Origin of the sequence: Bradyrhizobium acaciae (genome assembly GCF_020889785.1) — a bacterium.
Lineage (GTDB): Bacteria > Pseudomonadota > Alphaproteobacteria > Rhizobiales > Xanthobacteraceae > Bradyrhizobium > Bradyrhizobium acaciae.
Genome location: NZ_JACMYK010000036.1, coordinates 1 through 25,973 on the forward strand (window position 1 = coordinate 1; position 25,973 = coordinate 25,973).

Sequence of the window (25,973 nt, forward strand, 5' to 3'; positions counted from 1 at the left end):
CTTGGCCTCGACTTCGGCCTTGCGCTTGGCCTCTTCCTCGTGGCGTGGCGCTCCTCTTCCGCCTTGCGGCGGGTCTCGGCGGCCTCGCGGTCGGCCTTCTCGGCGGCTTCGCGGATGGCGCGGCGCTTGGCTTCCTCTTCGGCCTGGCGGCGCTCCTCGATGTCGCGCTGCCGCGCATCGGCCAGGGCGCTGGCACGCGCGGAACGCTCGTCTTCCGTCAAGGTCGGCAGCACCACGCCGGAGCGGGTGTTACGCTGCTGCTGCCCGGAAGGTGGCCCGGAAGGGCGGCCCATCGGCGGCTTGGCGGCAGGCGGCGGCGCCGCGGGCTTTGCAACCGCGGGTTCCGGCACATGCGCCTCGCCGGGGCCATCGCCGCCGACGCGGCGCTTGCCACGCTTCTCGACCACGACCTGCTTGGTCCGGCCGTGGCTGAAGCTCTGGCGCACGGTGCCCGTCTCGACGCGCGGCTTCAGCGACAACGTCTTGCTCGGAACACTCAGGGTCTTGTCGCCAGGAGTCTTGGTATCAACCATTCAGCAGTCCTAATCTCGTTTCGCTGTGCGTTCGCCGCACAAATCCTTCAACGTGTCTTCGTTTGCTGAGCATGATCCGGTCGGAAAGACGGCGTCCGCCTTCCTGGATCAGGCTCTGGAATTTCTGGCCGCTTCGGCGGTCTTGTCGTCGTCGGCCATCCGGTATCGGACCAGCATCTGGCAGCGCGACAGGAACGTCTTGCTCGCCGGGCCCGCGAGCAGCGCAGCATGTATCACATTTGACCGCCCAAGTGCCAAATCCAATTCTTCCGACGTCAAAACATTGACGACCGGGATTACCAGCGATTCACCACGTTTTTCGCCCCTTTGCCGCATGATCGCGTCCAATTTGCGGATTCCGTCCGCGGCGCCGTCTAAAGCGTGGATCAGGGCTGCAGTTTCGTTCCGGTTGAGCGCATCCTCGACCTTGCCGAAGCCCGAGACGACCTGACCGGCCTTGGCGGCCATCGCCAGAGCCTCCGTGAGGCTGCGCACCAGGAGGGTGTCGGTGTCGGCGGGAAGGGTCGGCGCGACACGGACATCGCGCTTGAATCCCTTGCTAAATTGGTGACGGCGGACCGCTTCCGCAACACTGCGCCGCGATGCGGAAATCCACATTCCGCGGCCCGGAAGCTTGCGCTTGAGGTCCGGGATCACCTCGCCCGTGGGCGCGACGACGAACCGGATCAGCTCGTCGAGCGGACGCACCTCGCGGCTGACCGCGCACATCCGCGTGGTCGCGGACTTCTGCGTCCGCGGTCCATCGTCGAGATCGGGGTCAGCCTGAGCGAGCATCCTTGGGGCATCTCCTTACGACGCCGTTTCTGCTTCGGCGGCCTCGGCCTCCTCAGCAGGCTTGGCGAGGTCGGCCTCGGTGATCCAGCCGGCCTTCAGACGGGCCTGCATGATCATGGCCTCGGCCTCGTCGCGCGAGACCTCGATGCCGTCGAGGAACCCGGCGTGCTTGGTCGGCTCGCCGCCTTCCTTGCGCTCGGTCCAGCCGACCAGATCGTCGGTGGCGCAGCCGGCGAGATCTTCGACGGTCTTCACGTCGTTCTCGCCGAGCTTCACCAGCATCTTGCCAGTGATGCCGGGTACGTCCTTCATGGCGTCCTCGACGCCGAGTTCCTTGCGCTTGGCCTCCAGCTCGGCCTCGAGCTGTTCCAGATATTCGCGGGCGCGGGTCTGCAGTTCGGTGGCGGTCTCCTCGTCGAAACCTTCGATGCCGGCGAGTTCCTTGACGTCGACCAGTGCGAGTTCCTCGACCGAGGTGAAGCCTTCGGAGGCGAGCAGCTGGCCGACCACCTCGTCGACGTTGAGCGCTTCCATGAACACGCGGGTCGAGTTCTCGAAGTCGGCCTGGCGGCGCTCAGACTCTTCCTGCTCGGTCAGGATGTCGATGTCCCAGCCGGTCAGCTGCGAGGCGAGGCGAACGTTCTGGCCGCGGCGGCCGATCGCCAGCGACAGCTGGTTGTTGGTGTCGGGAACCACGACCTCGATGCGCTCGCGGTCCTCGTCGATCACGACCTTGGCGACTTCAGCCGGCGCCAGCGCGTTGACGACGAAGGTCGCGATATCCGGCGACCACGGAATGATGTCGATCTTCTCGCCCTGCAGCTCGTTGACCACGGCCTGCACGCGGGAGCCGCGCATGCCGACGCAGGCGCCGACCGGGTCGACCGAGGAATCGCGCGAGATCACGCCGATCTTGGCGCGCGAACCGGGGTCGCGGGCGACCGCCTTGATCTCGACGATGCCGTCGTAGATCTCCGGCACTTCCTGCGCGAACAGCTTCGCCATGAACTGCGGATGGGTGCGCGACAGGAAAATCTGCGGACCGCGGGTCTCGCGGCGGACGTCGAAGATATAGGCGCGGACGCGGTCGCCGTTGCGGAACACTTCGCGCGGCAGCATCTCGTCGCGGCGCACGATCGCTTCGCCACGGCCGAGATCGACGATCACACTGCCATATTCGACACGCTTGACGATGCCGTTGACGATATCGCCGATGCGGTCCTTGAATTCCTGGTACTGCCGGTCGCGCTCGGCCTCGCGCACCTTCTGCACGATCACCTGCTTGGCCGACTGTGCGGCGATGCGGCCATACTCCAGCGGCGGCAGCGTGTCGGCGATGGTGTCGCCGACCTGGGCGCCCGGATTGGCGCGCTGTGCATCGTGCAGCGAAATCTGGTTCGACGAGTTTTCGACGACATCGACCACCAGCATGTGGCGGGTCAGCCGGAGCTCGCCCTTCTTGGCATCGATCTCGGCATGGACGTCGGTCTCGCTGCCGTAACGGGCGCGGGCGGCCTTGGCGATGGCGTCTTCCATCGCCGCGATCACGATGGAGCGGTCGATCGACTTTTCGCGCGCAACTGCGTCTGCGATCTGCAGCAGTTCGAGTTTGTTGGCGCTGACTGCCATGGCTTAGTCTCCTTCGAATGGATCGGTCTCGCCACGGCGCGCGCGCTCGGCGGCCAGGCGGTGCTTTTTGGTGTTGGTCGGGGCCGGCTTGTTGCCGGGCTTTTGACCAGGCTTGTGATCGGATTTGGGCTTCGGCTTTTGGCTCTTCGCGGGATCGCTCTTCCTGGCGTGGGCCGGCTGCGGCGGCGCGAGGCCGAGCTCGCGGCGCAAATCGCGCTCGGCGGCCTTGCCGCGGCGCATCGATTCCTCGATCAGCTCGTCGGTCAGCACCAGCCGCGCGTCCGAGATGTCCTCCATCACCAGCAGGACCTCGGCGTCCTCAGTGGGACGCGGATCGTCGCGCTTGATGCGCACCACATCGCCCTCGACACCGGCGAGCAGGCCGCGGAACCGCTTGCGGCCCTGATGCGGCACCGCCATCTCGACCTTCACGAGATGCCCGGTGTAGCGCTCGAAATCGGAACGGCGCACCAGCGGGCGATCGATGCCGGGCGATGAAATCTCCAGCCGGTAGGCGCGCTCGATCGGGTCGGCGACATCGAGCACCGGCGACAACGCACGCGAGATCGCCTCGCAATCCTCGAGCTGCATCGAGCCGTCGGGCCGTTCCGCCATGATCTGCACGGTGCAACCGGCATCGCCCGAGACCTTGATGCGCACCAGGCGGTAGCCCATGCCCTGCAGCACCGGGACGGCGACCGCGGCGACGCGGGCCGCGACCCCGGGCTCGACGACGAGCCGCGGCTCGGCGAGCAGTTCGGTGTCCACGGACGTGGCGGTCGGATCGGTCATATCCAGTGTCAAAGGCTGTCTAAGGTTTTAAAGGCTGCTGAGGTCTGTTGTGTTGTTCAGGTGGCCTTAAGGGGCCGCTAACGCTACCCAAACTGGATCCGGCCTCGCTGGGTCCCGTCGGGTAATAAAAAAGAGCGGGTCCCGGGGGGCCCACTCTCCTACGCGATCGTATGAGATACCATAAGTTGCGGTGGATATAGCTCTTTTGCCGGGGTCCGGCAAGGCCTCCGTATCAGGCGGAAGGCGATTTAGCGGCCCTCCGGGTCCAGGTTTGATCTAACCCTCCGTTTACGAACGGGACCATAGATTGCCGAAAATCGGCAGAAGTCGCCGGTTGGACAAGGCTCATGACGACAGCCCCAGCGCTGATCCCGGAACTCGACGATATCGTTCGCCGTGGCGACCCCAAGCGCCGCGCAGAGGCCGCGCGCCGGCTCGGCGAGCTGTTCCTGCAGGGCGCCGGGAGCTTTCGCCCCGACCATATCGACCTGTTCGACGGGGTGCTGACCAGCCTGGTGCCGCATGCCGAGCTTGCTGCGCGGATCGATCTCGCCGAACGGCTCGCGCCGCTCGCCAACGCGCCCCGGCAGCTGGTCGGACAACTCGCCCGCGAGGACGAGGTCGCGATCGCGGGGCCGGTGCTGCGCCGATCACCGGTGATCGACGAGAAGGTGTTGGTCGAGATCGCCAATGCCAAGGGCCAGGGCCATCTGCTTGCAATGGCCGAGCGGTCGAAGCTCTCGACCGCGCTGACCGACGTCATCGTTCGCCGTGGCGATCGCGACGTGATCCGATGCGCGGCCGGCAATGCAGGCGCCGCGTTCTCGGACGCGTCCTTCGCGACGCTGGTGCGCCGCGCCGGCCAGGACGGCGTGCTGACGTTGCGGATCGGCCGCCGTGATGATCTTCCTCCGGCGCATTTGAAGAACCTGCTGGCCGGTTCGATCGATGTGATCCGCCGCCGTCTGCATGTCGTCGCCAAGCCGGAACGGCAGGCCGAGATCAAGCTGGCGATGAGCGAGATCGAAGGCGTCGTCGCGCAAGTCGAGGGCCGCGATTTCGCGGCCGCGCAGCGCACGATCATGGCGCTGCATCGCGCCGGCGAATTGAACGAGGCGGCGGTGACAGGCTTCGCAAAGGCCTTCAAATACGAGGAATGCGTGGCCGCGCTTGCCGCGATGACCAACGTGAAGATCGTCACGCTCGATCGCCTGATCTCCGGCGATCGCTACGATCCGATCCTGATCGCCGGCAAGACGATCGGCTTCGAATGGCCGACGGTGCGCGCCCTGATCCTGATGCGGCTCGGGTCCAACCGCGTGCCGTCACCGGCCGATATCGAAGGGGCGCGGGTGAATTTCGTTCGCCTGATGCCATCGACCGCGCAGCGCGTCGTGGATTTCTGGAAGTCGCGATAGCCCGAGGGTCGGGCTAACTCTCTCCCCGTCATTGCGAGGAGCGAAGCGACGAAGCAATCCATGTCGCAACAAGCGGAAGAATGGATTGCTTCGCTTCGCTCGCAATGACGAGGCTGAGCAGCAGCGCCGAAAATTGCTTCCCAAAACCTGAAGCGGCCCGCTATGCTTTCCGCAAGGCGCGACACGGCGCCAACGGGGAGATCGCCATGCTGACGGACGCCGACATCCAATCGCACGCCGAGCGGATCCGCGACGACGGATACACCGTGATCGAGCGCGCCGCCTCGCCGGATCTGGTCGAGGGGCTGAAGGCGGCGGTGTTGAGGATCGAGAACGAGCACAATCTCGGCCTGGCCCGGACGTCGTTCGAAGGTTTCAAGACGCTGCGTATCAACAACCTCCTGACCTATGACGATCTGTTCTGGGAGGTGCCGCTGCATGAAAACGTGCTGCCGGTGGTCGAACGCGTGCTGGACAGGGAATGCCTGCTGTCGTCGTTCTGCTCGCTGGTGCTCGGCCCCGGCGAGGTCGCGCAGCCGATCCACGAAGACACCCAACTGATTCCGTTGCCGCGGCCGCACATTCCGATCACGATCAATGCGATCTGGGCGCTGTCCGATTTCCGCGACGACAACGGCGCGACGCGGATCATTCCGCGCAGCCACACATTCGATTCGTCGCCGGAATACGGCAAGGATTACGACGCGGTCACCGCGACGATGCCGGCCGGCAGCGTGATGCTGTTCGACAGCGCGCTGTGGCATGGCGGCGGCGCCAACACCAGCGACGGCAGGCGCTTTGCGTTCTCCTGCGCCTATTGCTGGGGCTGGATGCGCCAGCAGGAGAATCTCCAGCTCGGGATTCCGCGCGAGACCGCGGCGCGCTTTCCACGCCGCTTGCAGGAATTGTGCGGTTACAGCGTCTACAAGGGCCAGTTCGGCCACATCGACAATCACGATCCGATCGAGCTGCTCGGTCGCGAGCGCGGCAAGCGCATGGTGTGGGAGGCGACCGACGTCAGGAAGGCGCGGCTTGCAGGGCAGGGATAGCTGATCGTCATTCCGGGGCTCGCGCACCGAGCTACGATGCGCAATTGCGCATCTGAGAACCATTTCTCCGCTTGCGCATCTGGCGCAATGGATTCCGGGGCTCGTGCTTCGCACGCCCCGGAATGACGACTAGCCCAATCGCCGAAACCTCAGATACGCCGCCTTGCGGCCCTCGCGCTCGGCCTTGGCCCCGTAGCGCGTCATCGTGTAGTTCGGCCACGGCTCGAGCCAGTCGATCGCGCGCTCGGCGAGCCAGGCGAAGTCGGGCGAGCGCATCAGATGTGCCAGCGTCCAGGCGCAGTAGTCGTCGATATCGCTGACGAAGCGGAATTCGCCGCCCGGCGGCAGCAACCGCGTCATCGCCGCAACCGTCGCATCCTGCACGAAGCGCCGCTTCCAGTGCCGCCGCTTCGGCCACGGGTCGGGATGGATCAGGTCGATGCGCGCGAGCGAGCGCGGCGGCGCCCAGGCCAGCAGCTCGGCGGCGTCGCCGGCGAACAGGCGGATGTTGCCGATGTTCTGCGCCTCGATCTGGGTCAGGATCTTGGCCATCCCGTTGACATAGGGCTCGCAGCCGATGAAGCCGGTCGCAGGAAATGCCTGCGCTTCCGCGATCAAATGCTCGCCCCCGCCGAAGCCGATCTCGAGCCTGACATTCTCGATGCCGTCATCGAACAATTCGGTCAGCGCTTCGGGTGCGGGTGCCGAGATATCGACCGAAAGATGCGGCAGCAGCGTGTCGATCAGGTCGGCCTGGTGTGGACGCAGCTTGTGGCCCTTGCGTCGCCCGAAGAACGAGCCGCGCGAATGGGCCATCGCGCCGTCGTCCCGGGAATCGCGATCGCCGCTGTCGTTCGGAGCTGGTGTCATCGCAGCGTCTGATAGAGGCGGTGGAGCAGCCGCGCGCGCGGCTCGATCGACGAGACGTAGAGCTGCTCGTAATGGGTATGCGCGCCCTTGCCGTCGACGCCGAGGCCGTCGAGAGTCGCGGTGTGCGGCGCGGTGAAATTGCCGTCGGAGCCGCCGCCGGTGAAGACATCGATCAGCTCGAAGCCGAGTTCGGCGGCAAGCTCCCTGGCATGTTCGTACAGCGCGGCTCCGGCGTTGCTCTTCTCGTAGGGCGGACGGTTCAGCTCGCCGGTCACCTTCACGGTGACACCCTCGGTGCGCGAGGTGATCCTGAGGATTCTCGGTACCAGCTCGTCGGCGTCCGCCATGGTCGGCACGCGAAGATCGACCTCCGCATAGGCCTCTTCGGCGATCACGTTCGGCTTGGTACCGCCGCGGACCACGCCGACATTGACGGTGACGCCGCGCTTGAGATCGCTCATCCCCTCCAGCGCCAAAATCACATGGCCGAGTTCCCGGATCGCGCTGCGGCCGTCCTCGGGGCGTGTGCCGGCATGCGCCGGCGCGCCCTTGATGTTGACGTCGAAGCGCGCGACGCCCTTGCGCCCAGTGACGATCTTGCCGCCATCACGCGCCGGTTCGGTCACCAGCACGTATTTGGCCTTGCGGCCTTCGGCCTCGATCAGCGCCCGCGAGGTCGGGCTGCCGATTTCCTCGTCCGATACGTAGAGCTGGGTGATGCCGAGCGGTGGACGCGCATCTTCGGCGCAGATCTGCCGGAATGCGTGATAGGCGAGGTAGGCGCCGCCCTTCATGTCGTAGATGCCGGGACCGAACGCGCTGTCGCCTTCGATCTGGAATGGTAACCGTTCGATGAATCCCATCGGATGAACTGTGTCGAGATGGCTCAACACCAGAATGCCCGGTGCGTCCTGCCCCCAGGACGAGCGCGCGACCAGGTGATCGCCGCAGCCATCGCGTCCTGCGATGCGCTCGACCGTGGCTGGCAGGTCGCGGTAGCCCGCGGCCACGAGATCAACCAGTCTGTTGACCTGATCCGGCCGCTCCGTCGGAGACTCGATCTCGACCCAGCGGCGGATGCCGTCGAGGATCACAGTGGTTTCGAACGGGTTGCTGGACATGCTGTTATCGTCGCCTGTGGATTTGCTTTGTCATTGCGCGCACGCGCCAGGGCATGATCCGGGAAAGTGTGATGCGGCTTTCCGAAAAGATCATGCTCAAACAACGAGCTAAAGCGCGATGACGTTCAGTCTGAACGCATCGCGCCTTAACGTACGCCGGAATGACATATTCCAGATTTGACGATCGCTCAAACGGATATGGCCGAATCAGACCTGTTCGGCCGCCTCGCGCGCCGCGATCTGCTCGACCAGCTCGACGATGCTGCGGCGGAGCTTGGCGTCCGCAATCCGTGTGAAGGCGCGGGTCAGGGCCAGGCCTTCGGCGGTTGCCAGAAAATCGGCGACATAGGTCGGCGAGGATCCCTCGCTGAAGCCGTCGGCGGTCTTGACGCCGCTCGGGCCGCCGTCGAACAGGAAGGAGACCGGCACCTGCAGGATCTCGGAGATCTGCTGCAGCCGGCTGGCGCCGACGCGATTGGTGCCCTTCTCGTATTTCTGCACCTGCTGGAACGTCAGGCCTAACGCCTCGCCCAGTTTTTCCTGGCTCATGCCGAGCATGATGCGTCGCATACGGACGCGGCTGCCGACATATTTGTCAACAGGATTGGGCGCTTTGGTGGACATCTCCAACTCTCCTAAGGGATTGCGCGCCCGTGGCTGAGGCAAGTTGGAAGGGGAGTATGCCTCAGGCGCCGGTGCCGTCAAATCCTGCAAGGAGGATCGGGACGAAATGCGGACAATTTGCGCAAAGGGGCTGACTTGGCTTGTGATTTCGCGTGGACCCGTACAATGCGAAGTGCACGGTCGATCTGTCAACTGGTGGAATCACACTGAGGTAAATTTCGACGTTATTTCGGGTTCGCAACAACCGGCGATATGCAGCGATCAGGCCTTTCGCCTGACAAAACGTCTGCGCAATACGATTGCGAGGGCAACTAACACAATTACAGCGGCGGGGATGTTCCCGGCACGCGCATAGATCGTCGGCGCGATCGCCGCCGGCAGGCCGGCGTCGAGCACGCCTTCGATGCCGAGCCCGAGTTGCGAGACGATTCGGCCGAGCGGGTCGATGACGGCCGAGATGCCCGTATTCGCGGCACGCACCAGCGGCAGGCCCTCCTCGATCGAGCGCAGCCGGGCCTGTTGCAGGTGTTGATAGGGGCCGGTCGAGACTCCGAACCAGCCGTCATTGGTGACGTTGACGATCCAGCCGGGACGATCGTCGCGGCTCACGACATTGCCGGGGAAGATCGCCTCGTAGCAGATCAGAGGCAGCGCGCGCGGCGCATTCGGAATATCGAGCGTGCGGCGGATCGTGCCGGGAATGTAGCCGCCCTGCACCTTGGTGAGCTGCACGAAGCCGATCTTCTCCATCCAGTCCTGGAACGGCAGATATTCGCCGAATGGCACAAGGTGCAGCTTGTCGTAGACCGCGAGCACGCTGCCATCGTGGTCGATGACGTAGATGGAATTATAGGCGCGCGTGATGCGGACATTGGGCGGCAGATCGGGCGCGCGCACCGAGCCGGTGATCAGCACGGTTCCCTTCGGCAGCAGGTCGGCGATCTGCGCCATCGCGTCGGCTTCCTTGGTCAGGAAGAACGGAAACGCGGATTCCGGCCAGATCAGGATGGTGGAGTCGCTCACGCCGGTGGAGTGCGGCCCGGACGCACGATCCGACAGAGTGAGATATTTCTGCATCACCGCCGCCTTGGCGGAGTAGTTGAACTTGGCGTCCTGCTGCAGATCGGGCTGCATGATGCGGAGCTTGACGCCGGCGACCATTGCGGTCGGCGTCTGGGACAGCCGAACGGTGCCGAACGCCAGCATCGCCGCCAGCACCAGCCCTGCCGCCACCGGCGCGCGCCACGGCTTGCGGCCGCGTGAGGCGCCGTCGATCAGCACGGCCGGGCTTGCGAAGATCGCGACGGCCAGGAACGTCATGCCCCACAGCCCGATCAGCGATGCGGTCTGGGCGAGCGCCAGTGGTTCGGTCAGCGCATAGCCGAACGCATTCCACGGAAAGCCGCTGAGGAGATGGCCGCGCAGCCACTCCGAGATCGTCAGGCTGACCGCCAGCGCCAGCACGCGCGAGGCGTCGCGCGGCCAGATCAGCCGTGCCAGCGCGAAGCCGAAGGCGGTGAACAGCGCGAGATAGGCCGGCAGGCCGAGCACTGCGAACGGCGTCAGCCAGGCGAAAGTGTCAGCATCGACAAAGAAGGCGATGCCAATCCAGTACAGTCCCGGCACGAAATAGCCGAGGCCGAACCAGAAGCCCGACAGTGCCGCAGCTGGCACGCCGCGCCAGCGTCCGGCGGCGCTGCCGTCAATCAGCCAGACTGCAATCGAAAATGTCAGAAACAGCACCGGCCAGGCGTTGAACGGTGCCATCGCCAGCGAGGACAATGCACCGGCTGCGAGCGCGAGCACGGCGCGCTTCCATCCCCAGGTCAGGATCACGGCAAGGCCGATCGATCGGAGCTTGTCGGAGAGCCTCACTGCGGACCGGCTCCCTCGCCGGGCGGCGGCATGTTGTCATTCGCCTGCGGATTTCCGGAGTCCGGTGTCTGCTCACGCCGCCGCTCGCGTTCCTTCCGCGGCGTCGGCCGCTCCTTACGCGTCGTGATGCGCACGCGCTTGACCCGCCGCGGATCGGCGTCGAGCACCTCGACCTCGTAATGGCCAGGCCCCGAGATCACCTCGCCGCGCACCGGCAGCCGGCCGACGAACGACACGAGATAGCCGCCCAGCGTCTCGACCTCCTCGCCGGCCTCGCCGGTGACGAAGTCCTCGCCGATCACCGAACGGACGTCATCGAGGCTGGCGCGGGCGTCGGCGATGAAGGAGTTGTCCGGCTGGCGCACGATCGACGGCGGCTCGTCGGAATCGTGCTCGTCGTCGATCTCGCCGACGATCTGCTCGACGATGTCCTCGATCGACACCAGCCCGTCGGTGCCGCCATATTCGTCGACCACCAGCGCAAGATGGATGCGCGAGGCCTGCATCTGCGCCAAGAGGTCGATCGCGCGCATCGACGGCGGGATGTAGAGCAGCTTGCGGATGATATTCGCGTCCGCCAGCGGCAGCGCGAGGTCGACGCTGCGCAAATCGAGCCCGGCCGGGAACGGCTTCTTGCGCTTGGTCTTGGTCGCCTCCGTGACGCGCGCCTTCGCGGTCATGAAGGCGAGCAGGTCGCGGATGTGCACCATGCCCTCGGGGTCGTCGAGGGTTTCGTTGTAGACGACGAGCCGCGAATGCGCCGCGCTCTCGAACAGGCTCATCAACTCGCCGAGCGGAATGTCGCGCTTGACCGCGACGATGTCGGCGCGGTGCACCATGACGTCGGCGATCCGCCGCTCGTTCAGCGACAGGATGTTGCGCAGCATGGTGCGCTCGATTGCCGAGAAGCCGACATCGTCGGGCGTCGAGGCATCGAGCACCACCTGCAGATCGTCGCGCACCGATCCGGCCTTCCAGCCGAACAGCGTGCGGATCGCGCGCACCAGCCAGCCCTCGGCCGCGGGGCGCTGCACCTCGCCGTCATGCACCACCGCGGGCAGGTTGCTCACGTTGCGCGGATTGTCGTGGGTCGGTTCGGAATCCGGCATGTCAGGCGATCCGATCCGCATAGGGGTCGGGAATGCCGAGGGTGGAGAGGATCTCGCGCTCGAGCGCCTCCATGTCCTCGGCATCGTCGTCGTTCTCGTGGTCGTAACCGATCAAATGGAGGAAGCCATGCACCGCCAGATGACTCAAATGATGGTCGAACGGCTTCTGTTCCTCATCGGCTTCCCGCCGCGTCGTCTCATAGGCGATCGCGATATCGCCGAGCATGCGCGGAGCATCGTCTGCTCCGCCGGAGCCTTCCGGCTGCAATGCCGGAAACGACAGCACGTTGGTCGGCTTGTCGATGCTGCGCCAGTTGGCGTTCAGCGTGCGGATGCCGACGTCGTCGGTCAGCATCACCGCAAGCTCGGCGTCGGCGACATCGGCGTCGGCGATTTCGGCGGCAGCCTCGATGGCGCGGTGAATCACCGCGTCGGCATTGGGCTCGGCCTGCCAGCATTCGGCGGTGACGAGAACCTCGGTTGCAGGAAAAGCAGACACCTTCGTTTCAAAATCTGCGTTATGGCCGGAACCCGCATCGCCCGGGCTCGCGGCCGAAGCTATTGGTCTCAAGATCTGGCGTTTGCCGGCTTTTGCGGCAATCCCTCATAGGCGGCCACGATGCGCGCCACCAATTCATGGCGGATGACGTCCTCGGCCTTGAAATGCACCTGCGCGATGCCTTCGACGCCGTCGAGCAGCTTCACGGCTTCCGCGAGCCCTGAGGTCTGCCCGTTCGGCAGGTCGATCTGCGACGGGTCGCCGGTGACGATCATCCGGCTGTTTTCGCCGAGACGCGTCAGGAACATCTTCATCTGCATCGTGGTGGTGTTCTGCGCCTCGTCGAGGATGATGGCGGCATTGGTCAGGGTGCGGCCACGCATGAAGGCGAGCGGCGCGATCTCGATCTCGTTGCCTTGCAGCGCGCGCTCGACGACGCGGGCATCCATCAGGTCGTACAGCGCATCGTAGATCGGGCGCAGATACGGATCGACCTTCTCCTTGAGGTCGCCGGGCAGGAAGCCGAGCCGCTCGCCAGCTTCGACCGCAGGCCGCGTCAGGATGATGCGATCAACCTCCTTGCGCTCGAACAGCTGCGCCGCGTGGGCGACTGCGAGCCAGGTCTTGCCGGTGCCGGCCGGGCCGATGCCGAACACCAGCTCGTGCCGCTTCAGCGCGCGGATGTAGGAATCCTGTGCCGCGGTGCGGGCGCGCACCGGACGCTTGCGCAGATTGATGGTCTCGAACGTCGGCTTTGCGGTCTTGTTGTCGAACTCGAACAGCGAGCCTTGGGCGATCACGGCGCGGATCGCGCCTTCGACTTCGCCCTGATCGAGGTCGTGCCCCTCGACGGCCTGCGCATAGAGCGTCTCGAGCACGCGCCGCGCCGCATCGCAGCCGTCGCGGGAGCCCGCGATGGTGAGATGATTGCCGCGGGAATCGACCACGACACCGAGCCGCCGCTCGATCAGCGCCAGATTCTGGCCGTAAGGGCCGACCAGCGCGGATGCGGCGCGGTTGTCGTCGAAATCGATGACGACCTGAGTCTCAGGTGGCATTTGCATGTCGCGGTCAGGTTTGCGGCTGGGAGCGAGCGAAGACGAATCCGATGCGCTTTTTGGCAAGGATTTCAGGCTCCAATGGTCTGCGAAATGATGCCGGGTGCGGATTGCGTCGCAAGCTCGCCGATCAGGCTGTAGCGCTCGAGGCTGTCGATCCGCACGGAGCGGACCTGGCCGATGATGTCGGGCGAAGCCATCACATGGGCGGGCTGCAGATAGGCGGTGCGGCCGACGATCTGGCCCGGATTGCGCGCGTTGCGCTCGAACAGCACATCGACCGTTGTGCCAATCGCAGCCCGGTTGAAGGCCGATTGCTGGCTGTCGATCAATTCCTGAAGCCGCCCCAAGCGCTCGTCCATCTCGGCTGCTGACACCGTCTCCCGCATCTCCGCCGCCGGCGTGCCTGGCCGTGGCGAATACTTGAATGAATACGCCGCAGCGTACCCGATTTGCGTGACAAGCGCGAGAGTGGCGGAAAATTCTTCCTCGCTCTCTCCGGGGAAGCCCACGATAAAATCTGATGAAAAAGCAATGTCTTGCCGTGCAGCCCGGAACCGGTCGATGACACGCCGGTAGTCATCGGCGGTATGTTTGCGGTTCATGGCGGCAAGGATCCGGTCCGATCCCGACTGCACCGGCAGGTGCACGAACGGCATCAATTCGGGCAGATCGCGATGTGCCGCGATCAAATCGTCGTCGACGTCGCGCGGATGGCTGGTCGAATAGCGCAGCCGCCTGACGCCGGGAATCTCGGCGATCCGTTGCAGCAATCGGCCGAGCGACCAAATGCGGCCGTCGGGGCCTTCGCCGTGATAGGCGTTGACGTTCTGTCCGATCAGGGTGAATTCGCGCACGCCGTTGTCGGCGAGCTGCTTGACGTCGTCGATGATCCTGGCGACCGGACGCGAGACTTCCGCGCCGCGCGTATAGGGCACCACGCAGAAGGTGCAGAACTTGTCGCAACCCTCCTGCACCGTGACGAAGGCGGAGATGCCGCGCGCGCGGATCGCATCGGGCTTCGGCTGCGGCAGGAAGCCGAACTTGTCCTCGACCGGGAATTCGGTTTCGAGCGCGCGGCCGTTTTCCTTTGCGCGCTTCAAGAGCTCCGGAAGATGATGATAGCTCTGCGGCCCGACCACGATATCGACGGTCGGCGCCCGATGGATGATCTCGGCGCCTTCGGCCTGCGCGACGCAGCCGGCGACCGCGATCTTCATCTCGCGGCCCGCCCGCGCGGCCTCGTCCTTGGCGACGCGGAGCCGGCCGAGTTCGGAATAGACCTTCTCCGACGCCTTTTCGCGGATGTGGCAGGTGTTGAGGATCACCAGATCCGCTTCTTCCGCGCTGGCCGTCTCGACAAAGCCCTCGCCGGCCAGCGTGTCCACCATGCGTTGCGCATCGTAGACATTCATCTGGCAGCCATAGGACTTGATGTGCAGCTTGCGCGGCGTCGTCATGGAACCCTGAGAGCGAAATGGAAACGGCGCCATCCGGGCGCCGGGGCTCAAATATAGCCTAAACCGCGGAAAATCCAGCGATCGAGCCGTGTTTTTGGCCGGCCCGGCCGATCAAATCGGGCAATTGGCGCATATCGGCGAAGGTTATGGCTGCGCCGGCCTTGCGCAGCATGTCCTCGTGTTCCCCAGTGCAGTGGCTGCCGCCGTAGAAGCCGAGCACGGTCATCCCGGCGGCACGACCGCCGGTGACGCCGGCCACGCTGTCCTCGATCACGACGCAGCGCGCGGGGTTGGCACCCATCTGGTTGGCGGCGAACAGGAAGAGATCGGGCGCCGGCTTGCCGCGCTGGACCTGGGTAGCGGAGAAAATATGCGGCGCGAGCCGGTCGTAGAGCCCGGCGCAGGTCAGGCCGTGATGGATCTTTTCCGGCGTGCCGCTCGACGCCACGCATTTCGGCAGGGCGAGCGCGGCGATCGCATCGCCGACATGCGCGATCGCGCTGAGATCGTCGGCATAGAAGCTCAGCGTCGCGTGCTTGACCTCGGCCTCGAAGGTGTCGGGCAGCGCGCGGCCGATCTCGTTTTCGACGATCCGCCGCGCTTCGCGGTCGGATACGCCGAGGAAGCGCTTCAGCACGCCGTCGGGGGTGATCGGAAAGCCGTGCCGCGTCAGCGTGTCCGCATGCGCGCGACAGGAGATCACCTCGCTGTCGACCAGCACGCCGTCGCAATCGAAGATGACGAGGTCGAAGCTCATGGTCTGGCGATGCGTGGCACGCGCTTACGACTTGCTGTCTTCGTCGAGCGGGACGCAATAGAGCTCGAGCCGGTGATCGACCAGCTTGTAGCCGAGCTTGCGCGCGATCTCGGCCTGCAGCTTCTCGATCTCCTCGGAGGTGAATTCGATCACCTTGCCGTCGCGCAGATTGATCAGGTGGTCGTGATGGCTCTCGGGCATCTGCTCGTAACGCGCGCGGCCTTCACGGAAGTCGTGGCGCTCGATGATCCCGGCATCCTCGAACAGCTTGACGGTGCGGTATACCGTCGAGATCGAGATCTTGTCGTCGACCGCGACGCAGCGGCGGTACAGTTCCTCGACGTCGGGATGATCCATGGCCTCCGCCAGCACTCGCGCGATCACGCGGCGCTGTTCGGTCATGCGCATGCCCGTCGCGGCGCAGCGCGCCTCGATACCGGTATTCTTCTGCGCAGGCGTGATTTTCACCGTCGTCATGGACCCAGAGCCTTGAGGAGCAGAGCAGGCGCTGTTCTGCCATCGCGCCGATGTTACGACAAGTCGCGCCGCATCAGAAGCGCGTTCAAATGTTCCTCACCGGGCTGCTTGTAATAGCGTTCGCGGCGGCCGATCACGTCGAATCCGGCCCCTTCATAAAGCCGTCGCGCCGGCGCGTTGTTCTCTTCCACTTCGAGGAAGATGGTGCGGATGCCATGGCCGGCAAGATGGCCGAGATGGGTCAGCAGCAGGTCGCGCGACAGGCCGCGTCCGCGCTGGCCGGTATCGATCGCGATCGACAGGATTTCGGCTTCGTCCGCCGCCATTCGCGAGACCGCAAAGCCGATCACGTTGCGTCCCTGCCGCAGCCGGTGCACCAGCGTGTTGCGCTCGGTCAGCATCGTCTCGAATTCGCCTTCGCCCCAGCCGCGATGAAACGATGCGCCGTGCAATTGCGCGAGCCGCGCGGCGTCGCGTAGCGATGCGGGCTCGACCGCGGGCGGACTGCCGCCCCACCATCGTGACAGAAAGCCGATCATGTCGATGGCGGTGTGCTGATTTCGAGCCGGTTTTTCGGCGGCTTCGCGTCGGGCGCGCGCAGATAGAACGGCCGCGGCGGCGCGCTGTCGGGATCGACGGCTGCACCGACCCAGGCGACCCAGGTAATATCGGGCGCGGGCTGCCTGTCGACCTTCACTGGCGGCGTTGCATCGGCGGGCCACCGCTCGGCGAGAATATTGGCGGCGTTGCCGACCAGATGCAGCGCGCCGAACTGCGCGGCTTCCAGCGCCTCTGCGATCGGCGCAACCTTCGGCTTGAGAAGCGGGCTGCCGTCGCCGCCCACCAGCTGGAAATAGACATGATCATGCCGCGCATCGATCGCCGACAGGATGGCATGCGCGCCGTTCTCGGCGACCACGGGCGCGGCGTAAGCGGCGAGCGTCGACAGTCCGACGATCGGCTTCGACGCGGACAGCGCCAAGCCGCGCGCGGCCGAGAGTCCGACGCGCAAACCGGTGAAACTGCCGGGGCCGGTGGTGACGGCGATGCGGTCGAGCCCGGCAAAGCCGATGCCGCTCTCTTTCATCACGCGTCCGATCAGCGGCATCAGCGCCTCGGCATGGCCGCGCGGCATCGGCTGCGATTCAATGGCGATGGTATTGCCGGAGGTGGTGTCGAGCACGGCCGCGGAGCAGGCGTCGAGCGCGGTATCGATGGCGAGAATCATCATGGGGCAAACGTCAGGGCGAACGGAAGGTCAGAACCATTTCCGATTCGCCGGCTCACTGTTCGTCCCCCTCTTTGGAGTGGGCAAAGCGCGCAGTGCCATGCCCACCACAGCTGTGTTGTATCGAAGGTGGACCGCGCTTGGCCGGCCCACCCGGTGCAAATTACATCGGCCGGACTTCCTGCACGTCGGGCACGAAGTGCCGGAGCAGGTTCTGGATGCCGTGTTGCAAGGTTGCGGTCGATGACGGGCAGCCGGCGCAGGAGCCCTTCATGTTGAGATAGACGATGCCGTCCTTGAAGCCGCGGAAGGTGATGTCGCCGCCGTCATTGGCAACCGCCGGACGCACCCGGGTCTCGATCAAATCCTTGATCTGCTCGACCGTCTCGGCGTCGGCTTCGTCGAAGAACTCGTCTTCCTCATCGCGCGCGTCGTCGCTGCCGGCGGTACCGTCGGCGAGCAGCGGCGCGCCGGACATGTAATGCTCCATGATCGCGCCGAGGATCGCGGGCTTGAGGTGCTGCCAGTCGCCGTCCGCCTTGGTCACGGTGATGAAGTCGGCGCCGTAGAACACGCCGGTGACGCCTGCCACGGCGAACAGCCGTTCGGCGAGCGGCGAGCGGGCGGCGGATTCGGCCGAGGAAAATTCCATGGTGCCGGTATCGAGCACCAGGCGGCCCGGAATGAATTTCAGGGTGGCGGGATTGGGCGTGGCTTCGGTCTGAATGAACATTTGGCTGTCTCCGGCGTCGCCGGTTCAAGGCCGGCGCGTTGGGGTTCCCTTACCAGATGGCAATTAAAAAGCCCGCGATCAAGCTGCAAACCGCGGTTCCAGGGCCGTACCCATGCTCTGGAGCGGGTTTCGGGGCCGATTACGCTTACGACAGGGCGTCGATCTCGGCATCGGTCAGGCCGCCCGGCACGATGGTCACCGGGATCGGGAACGCCCCCATGGCATTGGCCATGGTGGTGATGATCGGTCCGGGGCCCTCGGCGCCCGGATTGGCGGCCAGCACCAGCATCGCGATGTCGACGTCGTTCTCGATCACGTCGAGGATCTGCTCGGTCGGGTCACCCTCGCGAATCACCCGCTCCGGGGTGATGGCGGCGATCCCGTTGGCGCGGCCAGCGGCGCGGTCGAGCGCCTCGTTTGCGGCCTCCTCGGCCTCCGCGCGCATGATGTCGGCGACCCCGAGCCATTGCTGGTTCTGGTCCTCGGTCTCGATTACCCGCAGCATCACGACGCCGCCGCCGACCCTGATCGCCCACCGGCTGGCGTAATAGACCGCACGGTCCCATTCCGCGGTGTCGTCAACGATGACGAGGCATTTCGGCTTGTGACCTGTCTCGTAGCTTCGTCGCTGGGTGGTCATGCATGTCCCGGTGCTGAACCAAACCAACCCATGCTGCCATACTCCCTCCCCGTTGGGGAGAGGGAGCGCGCAGGTCTGCCGGTGATGTCAGCGCGGGCGGATGAAGCCGACGATGTCCTTGGTCATCCGCATGGTCTGGTCGGCGATGATCCGGGCACGGTTGGCGCCGTCGGTCAGGATCGAATCGACATGGCCGGGATCGGCAACCAGCCGCTTCATTTCGCCGGCGATCGGTGCCAGTTTCGCGACGCACAGCTCGACCAGCGCGTTCTTGAAGCTGGAGAACTGCCCGCCGCCGAACTGGTTGAGCACCTCCTGCTTGGAGATTTCGGCGAGCGCCGCGTAGATGCCGACCAGATTGTCGGCTTCGGGGCGGGTCTCCAGCCCCTTTTCCTCCGACGGCAGCGGTTCCGGATCGGTCTTCGCCTTGCGGATCTTCTGCGCGATGGTCTCGGCGTCGTCGGTGAGGTTGATGCGCGAATTGTCCGACGCGTCCGACTTCGACATCTTCTTGGTGCCGTCGCGCAGGCTCATCACCCGCGTCGCGGGACCCGTGATGAACGGCTCCGGCTGCGGAAAGTAGAGGCCTTCATTGAAGCCGTGGCTGCGGATTGAATCGCCGAAATCGTTGTTGAACTTCTGCGCGATGTCGCGGGACAGCTCCAGATGCTGCTTTTGGTCTTCGCCGACCGGCACGTGGGTGGCGCGGTACAGCAGGATGTCGGCCGCCATCAGCACCGGATAGTCGTAGAGACCGACCGAGGCGTTCTCGCGGTCCTTGCCCGCCTTCTCCTTGAACTGGGTCATCCGGCTCAGCCAGCCGACGCGGGCAACGCAGTTGAAGATCCAGGTCAGTTCGGCATGGCCGGCAACCTGGCTCTGGTTGAACACGATGTGCTTGTTCGGATCGATGCCGGCGGCGATGAAGGCCGCGGTCACCTCGCGGGTGTTGCGCGCGAGCTCGGCCGGGCCGCCCCAGACGTCGACGCCCTGCGTGATCGCGTGCATGTCGACGACGCAATAGATGCAGTTATGGGTCTGCTGCATCTTCACGAAGTTGACGATGGCGCCGAGATAGTTGCCGAGGTGCAGATTGCCCGTCGGCTGGACGCCTGAGAAAACCCGTTCAACGAACGCCATGGTCTAATTCCCGGAAATAGGCTGCTTTTGCGGGCTCGTTTGCCATTTAAGGCCCGCGTGCGCAAGTCAGGCGGGGCGCCTTTGCCTGACGGCGTTAACCGCCTCTCGCCAGCCGATAACGCCGAAAAGCTGCAACAGGAGCCCATAACCGGCGATACCGGCCGCGATCAGCACGAGGAGCGAGGCCGCCTGCACCAAACCGTGGCCGCCGGCTGTCGGCAGGGCAGCTTCCGCGAGCCACAGCGCTGCGCCCATCGCGAGTGCCGCGACCAGGATGCGGGGCAGCCGGCGGCGCGACTCGGCATCGACCGAAAAGCCGAAGGTCGCGGCGCCCTTGCGGATCAGCGCCAGCGCGTTGCTCCAGGCGCCGAGCGTAATGCCTGCGGCAATCCCGCTCGCGCCGAACATGTGGCCCAGCAGGAAGGCGGCCGCGATCGCGACCACGACCGCCTTCAGCGTCGCGAACAGCGGCGTCATGGTGTCCTCGCGCGCAAAGAACGCCGGCGACAGCGCTTTCACCAGCACATGCGCCGGCAGCGCCAGCGTCAGCCAGATCAGCGCCTGCGCGGTCGCCGCTGTATCTTCCGCGGTGAATGCGCCGTGCTCGAACAGCATCCGCACGATCGGTTCACTCAGCACCATCAGGCCGAGCGTCGCCGGCAGCGCCAGCCCGACCGCGAGCTCGAGGCCACGCGATTCCGCGTGCGCAATCGCGGCGTGCTCGCCGCCGCGCACCGCGCGCGTCATCTCCGGGATCAGCACGGTGCCCATCGCGACGCCGACGATGCCGAGCGGCAGCTCGAGCAGGCGGTTGGCGAAATAGAGCCAGGACACTGCCGATGGCGAGGTGGAAGCGATCACCGCGCCGGCTACCATCAGCCATTGCGGCGCGCTGCTCGCGACCATGCCGGGCACCGCGCGGCCGAGAAAGCCGCGCATTTCGGGATCGAAGGAGACGCGGAGCGGCGAAGCGAGCTTGGCGCCGCGCAGCGCCAGCATCGACAGTTGCAGCAATCCGGCGACGCCGATCGTGGCCGCCATGACCAGCGCGGCCTGCACCGGCTTCTGCTGCCGCATCAGCAGCACGACCATCACTGATATCAGCGCAATGTTGAACAGCAGCGGCGAGAACGCGGTCAGCACAAAGCGCCCCTGCGCATTGAGCAGCGCCATCATCACGGTGACCGGACCGGCGAAGGCGAGATAAGGCAGCATCAGCCTTGCGTTATCGACCGCGAGTTGCAGCGTCTCTCGGCCGACGAAGCCCGGCGCGATCGCGGCGATCACCAGCGGCATCAGCGCGCCGATCACGAGCGCGGCCGCGATCACGGCGGCGCTGACCGTGCCGAGCACGCGGCCGGCGAAAGCGCGCGCCGCTGCTTCACCGTCGCCGTCGCGAACCTTGAGCCAGGCTGGCACCAGCGCAGCATTCAGCCCGCCTTCAGACAGCAGCCGTCGCACCACGTTCACAAGCTGAAATGCGGCCAGAAAGGCATCCGCTACCGGCCCCGCGCCAAGCAGCGCCGCGATCACGGAATCGCGCACGAAGCCGAGGAGTCGCGAGGCCAGCGTTCCCGAGGAAACCGTGAGGAAGGAGCGGAACATCAGGTCTGTATAGCAGCAGCGCGCCTTGCCGCCAGTGGCCCGAGCTAAGCCCGTCATCCCCGCGCAAAGGCTTCGCCTTTGTCGCTGGAGGTGCGAGCCCGTTCGGCGAGCCTCGGAGGATGAATCGGCCCGACTGGTGGCCGTCGATCCTTCGCGGCTCGCTCCGCTCGCACCTCAGGATGACGGGTTGACAGGTCGCGGTCCCGATAAATTCGTTCCGAATAGCCCGGCTTGCTGCCTCAAGGCGTAACGTGATAGGTCGCGGCTCTTGTTGGGTGGCGTTAACACAGGGCAGGTCTATGGCTGACGCAAAATATGACGTTCTCGGGATCGGCAACGCGATCTTCGACATGCTGGTGCAGACCGACGAGGGATTCCTCAGCCGTCACGGCATGACCAAGGGCTCGATGCAGCTGATCGACGAGGCGCGCGCCGGCGCGATCTACAGCGACATGGGGGTGGCGACCAAGGTGTCGGGCGGCTCGGCCGCGAACACCATCGTCGGCGTCGGTAATCTCGGCGCCCGCGCTGCCTATGTCGGCAAGGTCAAGGACGACCAGATCGGCAAGCTCTACGTCCACGACATCCGCGCCGCCGGCGTGAGCTTCGACACCGCGCCGGCCAAGGCCGGCCCGGCAACCGGCTGCTGCTACATCCTGGTGACGCCGGACGGCGAGCGCACCATGAACACCTATCTCGGCGCCGCGCAGGACCTGACGCCCGACGACATCGATCCGGCCCAGATCGCCGCCGCCAGCATCATCTATCTCGAAGGCTATCTCTGGGATCCGAAGAACGCCAAGGACGCGTTCGTGAAGGCGGCGACGATTGCGCATGGCGCCGGCCGCCAGGTCGCGTTGACACTGTCGGATTCGTTCTGCGTCGATCGCTACCGCGACGAATTCCTCGATCTGATGCGCAAGGGCATCGTCGACCTGGTGTTCTCCAACGAGTCCGAGCTGCACTCACTGTACCAGACCTCGGATTTCGACACCGCGCTGAAGCAGTTCGGCAAGGACACCAAGCTCGGCGTCGTCACCCGCAGCGAGAAGGGCTGCGTCGTGATCTCGGGGAATGACGTCACCTCCGCGCCGGCTTCTCCGATCGACAAGCTCGTCGACACCACAGGCGCCGGCGACCTGTTCGCCGCCGGCTTCCTGGTCGGCCTGGTGCGCAATGTCGGCCACGAGAATGCCGGCCGTCTCGGCGCGCTCGCCGCGGCCGAAGTGATCCAGCACATCGGCGCCCGGCCGCTGGTGTCGCTGAAGGATTTGGCAAAGCAGCAGGGGCTGCTGGTTTAAGCCGCCTCTTACCTCGCCCCGCTTGCGGGGAGAGGCGTAGGCCGCCTTTGGCGGCCGTCCCCAAGAACGCCGGAGCAAAGCTCCGGCTATGATGCATCGCGAGATGCTTCCGGGTGAGGGGGTGCAGGTCTCACCCCGGTCACAACTCGCGGAAGCAGCCCCTCACCCCAGCCCTCTCCCCGCAAGAGCGGGGCGAGGGAGAAGAAAGGACCTCACGCCGTCTTCGCCGCCTTCAATCCGAGCCGCTGCTCCACCGCGTCGCGCATCACGAACTTCTGGATCTTGCCGGTTACCGTCATCGGGAATTCGTCGACGAACTCGACATAGCGCGGGATCTTGTTGTGGGCGATCTGGCCCTGGCAGAAGGCGCGGACCTCTTCGGCGGTCAGCGTCTCCCCGGCCCTGACCCTGACCCAGGCGCACAGCTCCTCGCCATAGCGCTGATCGGCGACGCCGAAGATCTGCACATCCTGGATCTTCGGGTGGCGGTAGAGGAATTCCTCGATCTCTCTTGGATAGAGGTTCTCGCCGCCGCGGATCACCAGATCCTTGATGCGGCCGACGATGTTGCAATAGCCTTCGTCGTCGATCACGGCGAGATCGCCGGTGTGCATCCAGCCATTGGCGTCGAGCACCTCGCCGGTCTTTTCCTTCTCGTCCCAATAGCCGAGCATCACGCTGTAGCCGCGGGTGCAGAGCTCGCCGCGTTCGCCGCGCAGCACCACCTTGCCGTCGAGATCGACCACCTTGACCTCGACATGCGGATGGATGCGGCCGACAGTCGAGACGCGGCGTTCCAAGGGATCGTCAGTCGCGCTCTGGAAGCTCACCGGGCTGGTCTCGGTCATGCCGTAGGCGATCGTCACCTCGCGCATGTTCATCTCGGTGTTGACGCGCTTCATCACCTCGATCGGGCAGGGCGCGCCGGCCATGATGCCGGTGCGCAGCGACGACAGATCGAACCGCGAAAATTCCGGATGGTCGAGCTCGGCGATGAACATCGTCGGCACGCCATAGAGCGTCGTGCACTTTTCCTGCGCGACCGTGGTCAGCGTCGCCAGCGGATCAAAACCTTCGCCGGGATAGACCATGGTGGTGCCGAGCGTAACGGAAGCGAGGTTGCCCATCACCATGCCGAAGCAGTGATAGAGCGGCACCGGAATGCAGATGCGATCCTGTTCGGTCAGGCGCATGGCGCGGCCGGTGAAGTAGCCGTTGTTGAGGATGTTGTGATGGGTCAGCATCACGCCCTTGGGCGAGCCCGTGGTGCCGCTGGTGAATTGAATATTGACCGGATCGTCGAACTGCAGGCTCTTGCCGAGCGCTGCGAGCTGCTCGCGATGGCGCTCGCCGCCCATCTGCGCGACCTGCTCGAACGGAATGGTGCCTGATGCGGCCGGTCCACCGATCTGAATCACGGCGCGCAGTTGCGGCAGTCGCGCCGATCGCAATTGGCCGGGCTCCGAACTCGCAAGCTCCGGTAGCAGCGTGTTGATCATCTCCATATAGGCCGAGGTCTTGAATGCGGTCGCGGTCACGATCGCGGCGCAGCCGACCTTGCGTAGTGCGAATTCGAGCTCGCTCAGCCGATATGCAGGGTTGATGGTGACGAGGATCAGTCCGGCTTTCGCGGCGGCGAATTGCGTCAGCGTCCATTCCGGCCGGTTCAGCGACCAGATGCCGATCCGCTCGCCGCGTTGCAGGCCGAGCGCGAGGAAGCCCGCCGCCACCGCCTCGACCCGCTCGGCGAATTCGTTCCAGGTCCAGCGCACATTGTGGCTGGGCGAGACCAGCGCCTCGCGCTCGCCCCAGCGCGCGCGTGCGCGGTCGAGGCTGCGGCCGATGGTTTCACCGAGCAGCGGCGTATCGGAAATGCCGCATACATAGCTCTCTGCCTTGGGGGTGGGTGCCAAGATCGTCCTCCTCGTGGTCGTGTTCGTGTCGTCGCGCTTTTTTGCGCGATCTTAGTCGTTTGGCGCCGACGGGACAGGCCCGACCTATGGCGGGTATGAAAAATCCCTCCCCGCGAGGGGAGGGATTTTTCTTGCTTGACTGGAACCTTACGCCGCCCGTTGCCCGCTGCCGGCGTCGAGCCCGGCATAGATGCCCTTCTCGAAGCCTGCGAAGGCTTCCAGGCTGTGCTTGTCCGCGAACGGCAATAGCTGGGTCAGGATCACGCCGCAGACGTCGCGCGCCGGATCGATCCAGTAATAGGTGTTGGCAAGGCCGGCCCAGGCGAGGCTGCCGGCGCTGCGGCCTTCCGGCGTCTTGGCGGTGTTGATGAGGAAGCTCAGTCCCCACTTCTTCACCTGGTCCGGATAGAGGTCGACATCGTTGGTGTACGGCGGCGCCGCCGTCGTCATCTTGCTGACGCTGAGATCGCCCATCTGGTTCTGCCCCATGGCCGCGATGGTCTCCGGCTTCAACAGCTGGTTGCCGTTGCCTTTGCCCTTGTTGAGGATCATCTGGCAGAACTTGATGTAGTCGGCCGCGGTCGAATAGAGGCCGCCGCCCCCCATGTGGAATTCAGGGTTCTGCTCGAGCTCGAATGGGATCGCCGCCAGCGTGCCGTCCTCGCCGCGCGCATGCATGCCGACCAGCCGCTTGCGCATGTCGTCGGAGATCTTGAACGCGGTGTCGCTCATGCCGAGCGGCGCGAACATGTTGTCGCGCAGATAGGCATCGAGCTTCCTGCCGGATGCAGCTTCCACTGCCTTGCCGACGAAGTCGATATTGATGCCGTATTCCCAGCGCGTGCCCGGATCGCTCGCGAGCGGCGTCTTCAGCGCGGCATTCAGGCAGGAGATGATCCCGGGCGTGCCGGTCTTCTCCATGTATTTCCCCATGTCGGCGTTCCACAGGTCGTAGCAGAAGCCGGCGGTGTGGGTCATGAGCTTGCGCAGCGTGACCGGCGCCTTTGCCGGCCGCAGCTTCGGCTCGCCCTTGGCGTCGAAGCCATCGAGCACCTGCACCGCGGCGAGATCGGGCAGCAGCTTGCCGATCGGCTCATCGAGCGAGAGCTTGCCCTGCTCCACGAGCTGCATCGCGCCCGCGCAGGTCACCGCCTTGGTCATCGAGGCGATCCAGAACACGCTGTCGGCTGTCATCGGATCGCTCTTGGAGAGATCGCGCTTGCCGAACGCGCCTTCGTAGATCACGTCCTTGCCGGTCGCCGCGACTGCGACGACACCGGGAATCTCCTTTGCCTCGCTCTTCTGCCGCAATACCTGATCGATCTGAGCCTTGCTCTGCATTGGGGG

General features: G+C 65.2%; 24 protein-coding genes and 1 pseudogene. 3 read left to right on the forward strand and 22 right to left on the reverse strand.

What is annotated here, in order from left to right; translation table 11 throughout:
* The 4 genes and pseudogenes from H8A92_RS16625 to rimP all read right to left on the reverse strand — a co-directional run.
* Positions 1-533 (reverse strand): annotated as a pseudogene (locus H8A92_RS16625) (translation initiation factor IF-2 associated domain-containing protein); the annotation flags it as partial.
* Positions 534-641: 108 nt separating this feature from the next.
* Complete coding sequence (locus H8A92_RS16630) at positions 642-1,328, reverse strand: RNA-binding protein (RefSeq protein WP_229196787.1); 687 nt, start codon at positions 1,326-1,328, stop codon at positions 642-644.
* Positions 1,329-1,343: 15 nt separating this feature from the next.
* Positions 1,344-2,957 carry a transcription termination factor NusA gene (nusA, locus tag H8A92_RS16635; RefSeq protein ID WP_229196788.1) on the reverse strand — a complete coding sequence of 538 codons (1,614 nt, stop codon included), beginning with the start codon at positions 2,955-2,957 and terminating at the stop codon, positions 1,344-1,346.
* A gap of 3 nt (positions 2,958-2,960) precedes the next feature.
* Positions 2,961-3,749: a ribosome maturation factor RimP gene (gene rimP, locus H8A92_RS16640; protein ID WP_229196790.1), complete on the reverse strand. Its 789-nt coding sequence runs from the start codon at positions 3,747-3,749 to the stop codon at positions 2,961-2,963.
* Positions 3,750-4,096: 347 nt separating this feature from the next.
* Here rimP and H8A92_RS16645 point away from each other — a divergent pair, with 347 nt between their 5' ends.
* Positions 4,097-5,167 carry a DUF2336 domain-containing protein gene (locus tag H8A92_RS16645; RefSeq protein ID WP_229196791.1) on the forward strand — a complete coding sequence of 357 codons (1,071 nt, stop codon included), beginning with the start codon at positions 4,097-4,099 and terminating at the stop codon, positions 5,165-5,167.
* Between the two features lie 206 nt (positions 5,168-5,373).
* Positions 5,374-6,216: a phytanoyl-CoA dioxygenase family protein gene (locus tag H8A92_RS16650; RefSeq protein WP_229196792.1), complete on the forward strand. Its 843-nt coding sequence runs from the start codon at positions 5,374-5,376 to the stop codon at positions 6,214-6,216.
* Between the two features lie 129 nt (positions 6,217-6,345).
* Here H8A92_RS16650 and H8A92_RS16655 read toward each other — a convergent pair whose 3' ends face one another.
* The 16 genes from H8A92_RS16655 to murJ all read right to left on the reverse strand — a co-directional run bounded on the left by H8A92_RS16655 (position 6,346) and on the right by murJ (position 21,412).
* Positions 6,346-7,086 (reverse strand): tRNA (guanine(46)-N(7))-methyltransferase TrmB, encoded by a 741-nt coding sequence (locus H8A92_RS16655; RefSeq protein WP_229196793.1) that lies wholly within the window; start codon positions 7,084-7,086, stop codon positions 6,346-6,348.
* Positions 7,083-8,207: a M20 family metallopeptidase gene (locus tag H8A92_RS16660; RefSeq protein ID WP_229196794.1), complete on the reverse strand. Its 1,125-nt coding sequence runs from the start codon at positions 8,205-8,207 to the stop codon at positions 7,083-7,085. The genes H8A92_RS16655 and H8A92_RS16660 overlap by 4 nt, the downstream gene beginning before the upstream one ends.
* Positions 8,208-8,414: 207 nt before the next feature.
* Entirely contained in the window at positions 8,415-8,831 is a 417-nt protein-coding gene (locus H8A92_RS16665) for a helix-turn-helix domain-containing protein (RefSeq protein WP_163161025.1), read from the reverse strand.
* A gap of 261 nt (positions 8,832-9,092) precedes the next feature.
* Positions 9,093-10,706, reverse strand: a complete 1,614-nt coding sequence (gene lnt, locus H8A92_RS16670) for an apolipoprotein N-acyltransferase (RefSeq protein WP_229196795.1) — start codon at positions 10,704-10,706, stop codon at positions 9,093-9,095.
* The gene (locus tag H8A92_RS16675) at positions 10,703-11,815 is read right to left on the reverse strand and encodes a hemolysin family protein (protein ID WP_229196797.1); all 1,113 of its coding nucleotides are present in this window, start codon (positions 11,813-11,815) and stop codon (positions 10,703-10,705) included. The genes lnt and H8A92_RS16675 overlap by 4 nt, the downstream gene beginning before the upstream one ends.
* Position 11,816: 1 nt before the next feature.
* On the reverse strand, positions 11,817-12,314 hold the full coding sequence (gene ybeY / locus H8A92_RS16680; RefSeq protein ID WP_229196798.1) for an rRNA maturation RNase YbeY: 498 nt from the start codon (positions 12,312-12,314) through the stop codon (positions 11,817-11,819).
* Between the two features lie 68 nt (positions 12,315-12,382).
* Entirely contained in the window at positions 12,383-13,378 is a 996-nt protein-coding gene (locus H8A92_RS16685; RefSeq protein ID WP_229196799.1) for a PhoH family protein, read from the reverse strand.
* A gap of 65 nt (positions 13,379-13,443) precedes the next feature.
* Positions 13,444-14,832 carry a tRNA (N6-isopentenyl adenosine(37)-C2)-methylthiotransferase MiaB gene (gene miaB, locus H8A92_RS16690; RefSeq protein ID WP_229196800.1) on the reverse strand — a complete coding sequence of 463 codons (1,389 nt, stop codon included), beginning with the start codon at positions 14,830-14,832 and terminating at the stop codon, positions 13,444-13,446.
* Positions 14,833-14,890: 58 nt separating this feature from the next.
* Complete coding sequence (locus tag H8A92_RS16695; protein WP_229196801.1) at positions 14,891-15,589, reverse strand: HAD family hydrolase; 699 nt, start codon at positions 15,587-15,589, stop codon at positions 14,891-14,893.
* Between the two features lie 24 nt (positions 15,590-15,613).
* Positions 15,614-16,066, reverse strand: a complete 453-nt coding sequence (locus H8A92_RS16700; RefSeq protein ID WP_016840396.1) for a Fur family transcriptional regulator — start codon at positions 16,064-16,066, stop codon at positions 15,614-15,616.
* Between the two features lie 53 nt (positions 16,067-16,119).
* Entirely contained in the window at positions 16,120-16,605 is a 486-nt protein-coding gene (rimI, locus tag H8A92_RS16705) for a ribosomal protein S18-alanine N-acetyltransferase (RefSeq protein WP_229196802.1), read from the reverse strand.
* The gene (gene tsaB / locus H8A92_RS16710; protein WP_229196803.1) at positions 16,602-17,297 is read right to left on the reverse strand and encodes a tRNA (adenosine(37)-N6)-threonylcarbamoyltransferase complex dimerization subunit type 1 TsaB; all 696 of its coding nucleotides are present in this window, start codon (positions 17,295-17,297) and stop codon (positions 16,602-16,604) included. Before tsaB ends, rimI begins: the two co-directional genes overlap by 4 nt.
* A 160-nt stretch (positions 17,298-17,457) precedes the next feature.
* Positions 17,458-18,027, reverse strand: a complete 570-nt coding sequence (locus tag H8A92_RS16715) for a NifU family protein (protein ID WP_229196804.1) — start codon at positions 18,025-18,027, stop codon at positions 17,458-17,460.
* Positions 18,028-18,172: 145 nt separating this feature from the next.
* A complete protein-coding gene (locus tag H8A92_RS16720; protein WP_229196805.1) occupies positions 18,173-18,667 on the reverse strand; it encodes a universal stress protein in 495 nt (164 codons plus the stop codon).
* Positions 18,668-18,754: 87 nt separating this feature from the next.
* Positions 18,755-19,807 (reverse strand): tryptophan--tRNA ligase, encoded by a 1,053-nt coding sequence (gene trpS / locus H8A92_RS16725; RefSeq protein ID WP_229196806.1) that lies wholly within the window; start codon positions 19,805-19,807, stop codon positions 18,755-18,757.
* A 66-nt stretch (positions 19,808-19,873) separates the two neighbouring features.
* A complete protein-coding gene (gene murJ, locus H8A92_RS16730; RefSeq protein WP_229196807.1) occupies positions 19,874-21,412 on the reverse strand; it encodes a murein biosynthesis integral membrane protein MurJ in 1,539 nt (512 codons plus the stop codon).
* 299 nt (positions 21,413-21,711) lie between these two features.
* Here murJ and H8A92_RS16735 point away from each other — a divergent pair, with 299 nt between their 5' ends.
* A complete protein-coding gene (locus H8A92_RS16735; RefSeq protein ID WP_229196808.1) occupies positions 21,712-22,713 on the forward strand; it encodes an adenosine kinase in 1,002 nt (333 codons plus the stop codon).
* Between the two features lie 212 nt (positions 22,714-22,925).
* Here the strand turns inward: H8A92_RS16735 and H8A92_RS16740 are convergent, their stop codons facing one another.
* Together H8A92_RS16740 and H8A92_RS16745 are read right to left on the reverse strand one after the other, a co-directional pair.
* Positions 22,926-24,626: an AMP-binding protein gene (locus tag H8A92_RS16740; protein ID WP_233285486.1), complete on the reverse strand. Its 1,701-nt coding sequence runs from the start codon at positions 24,624-24,626 to the stop codon at positions 22,926-22,928.
* A 147-nt stretch (positions 24,627-24,773) separates the two neighbouring features.
* Positions 24,774-25,967, reverse strand: coding sequence for a serine hydrolase domain-containing protein (locus H8A92_RS16745; protein WP_229196809.1), 1,194 nt, complete (start codon positions 25,965-25,967; stop codon positions 24,774-24,776).
* Between the last annotated feature and the right edge of the window lie 6 nt (positions 25,968-25,973).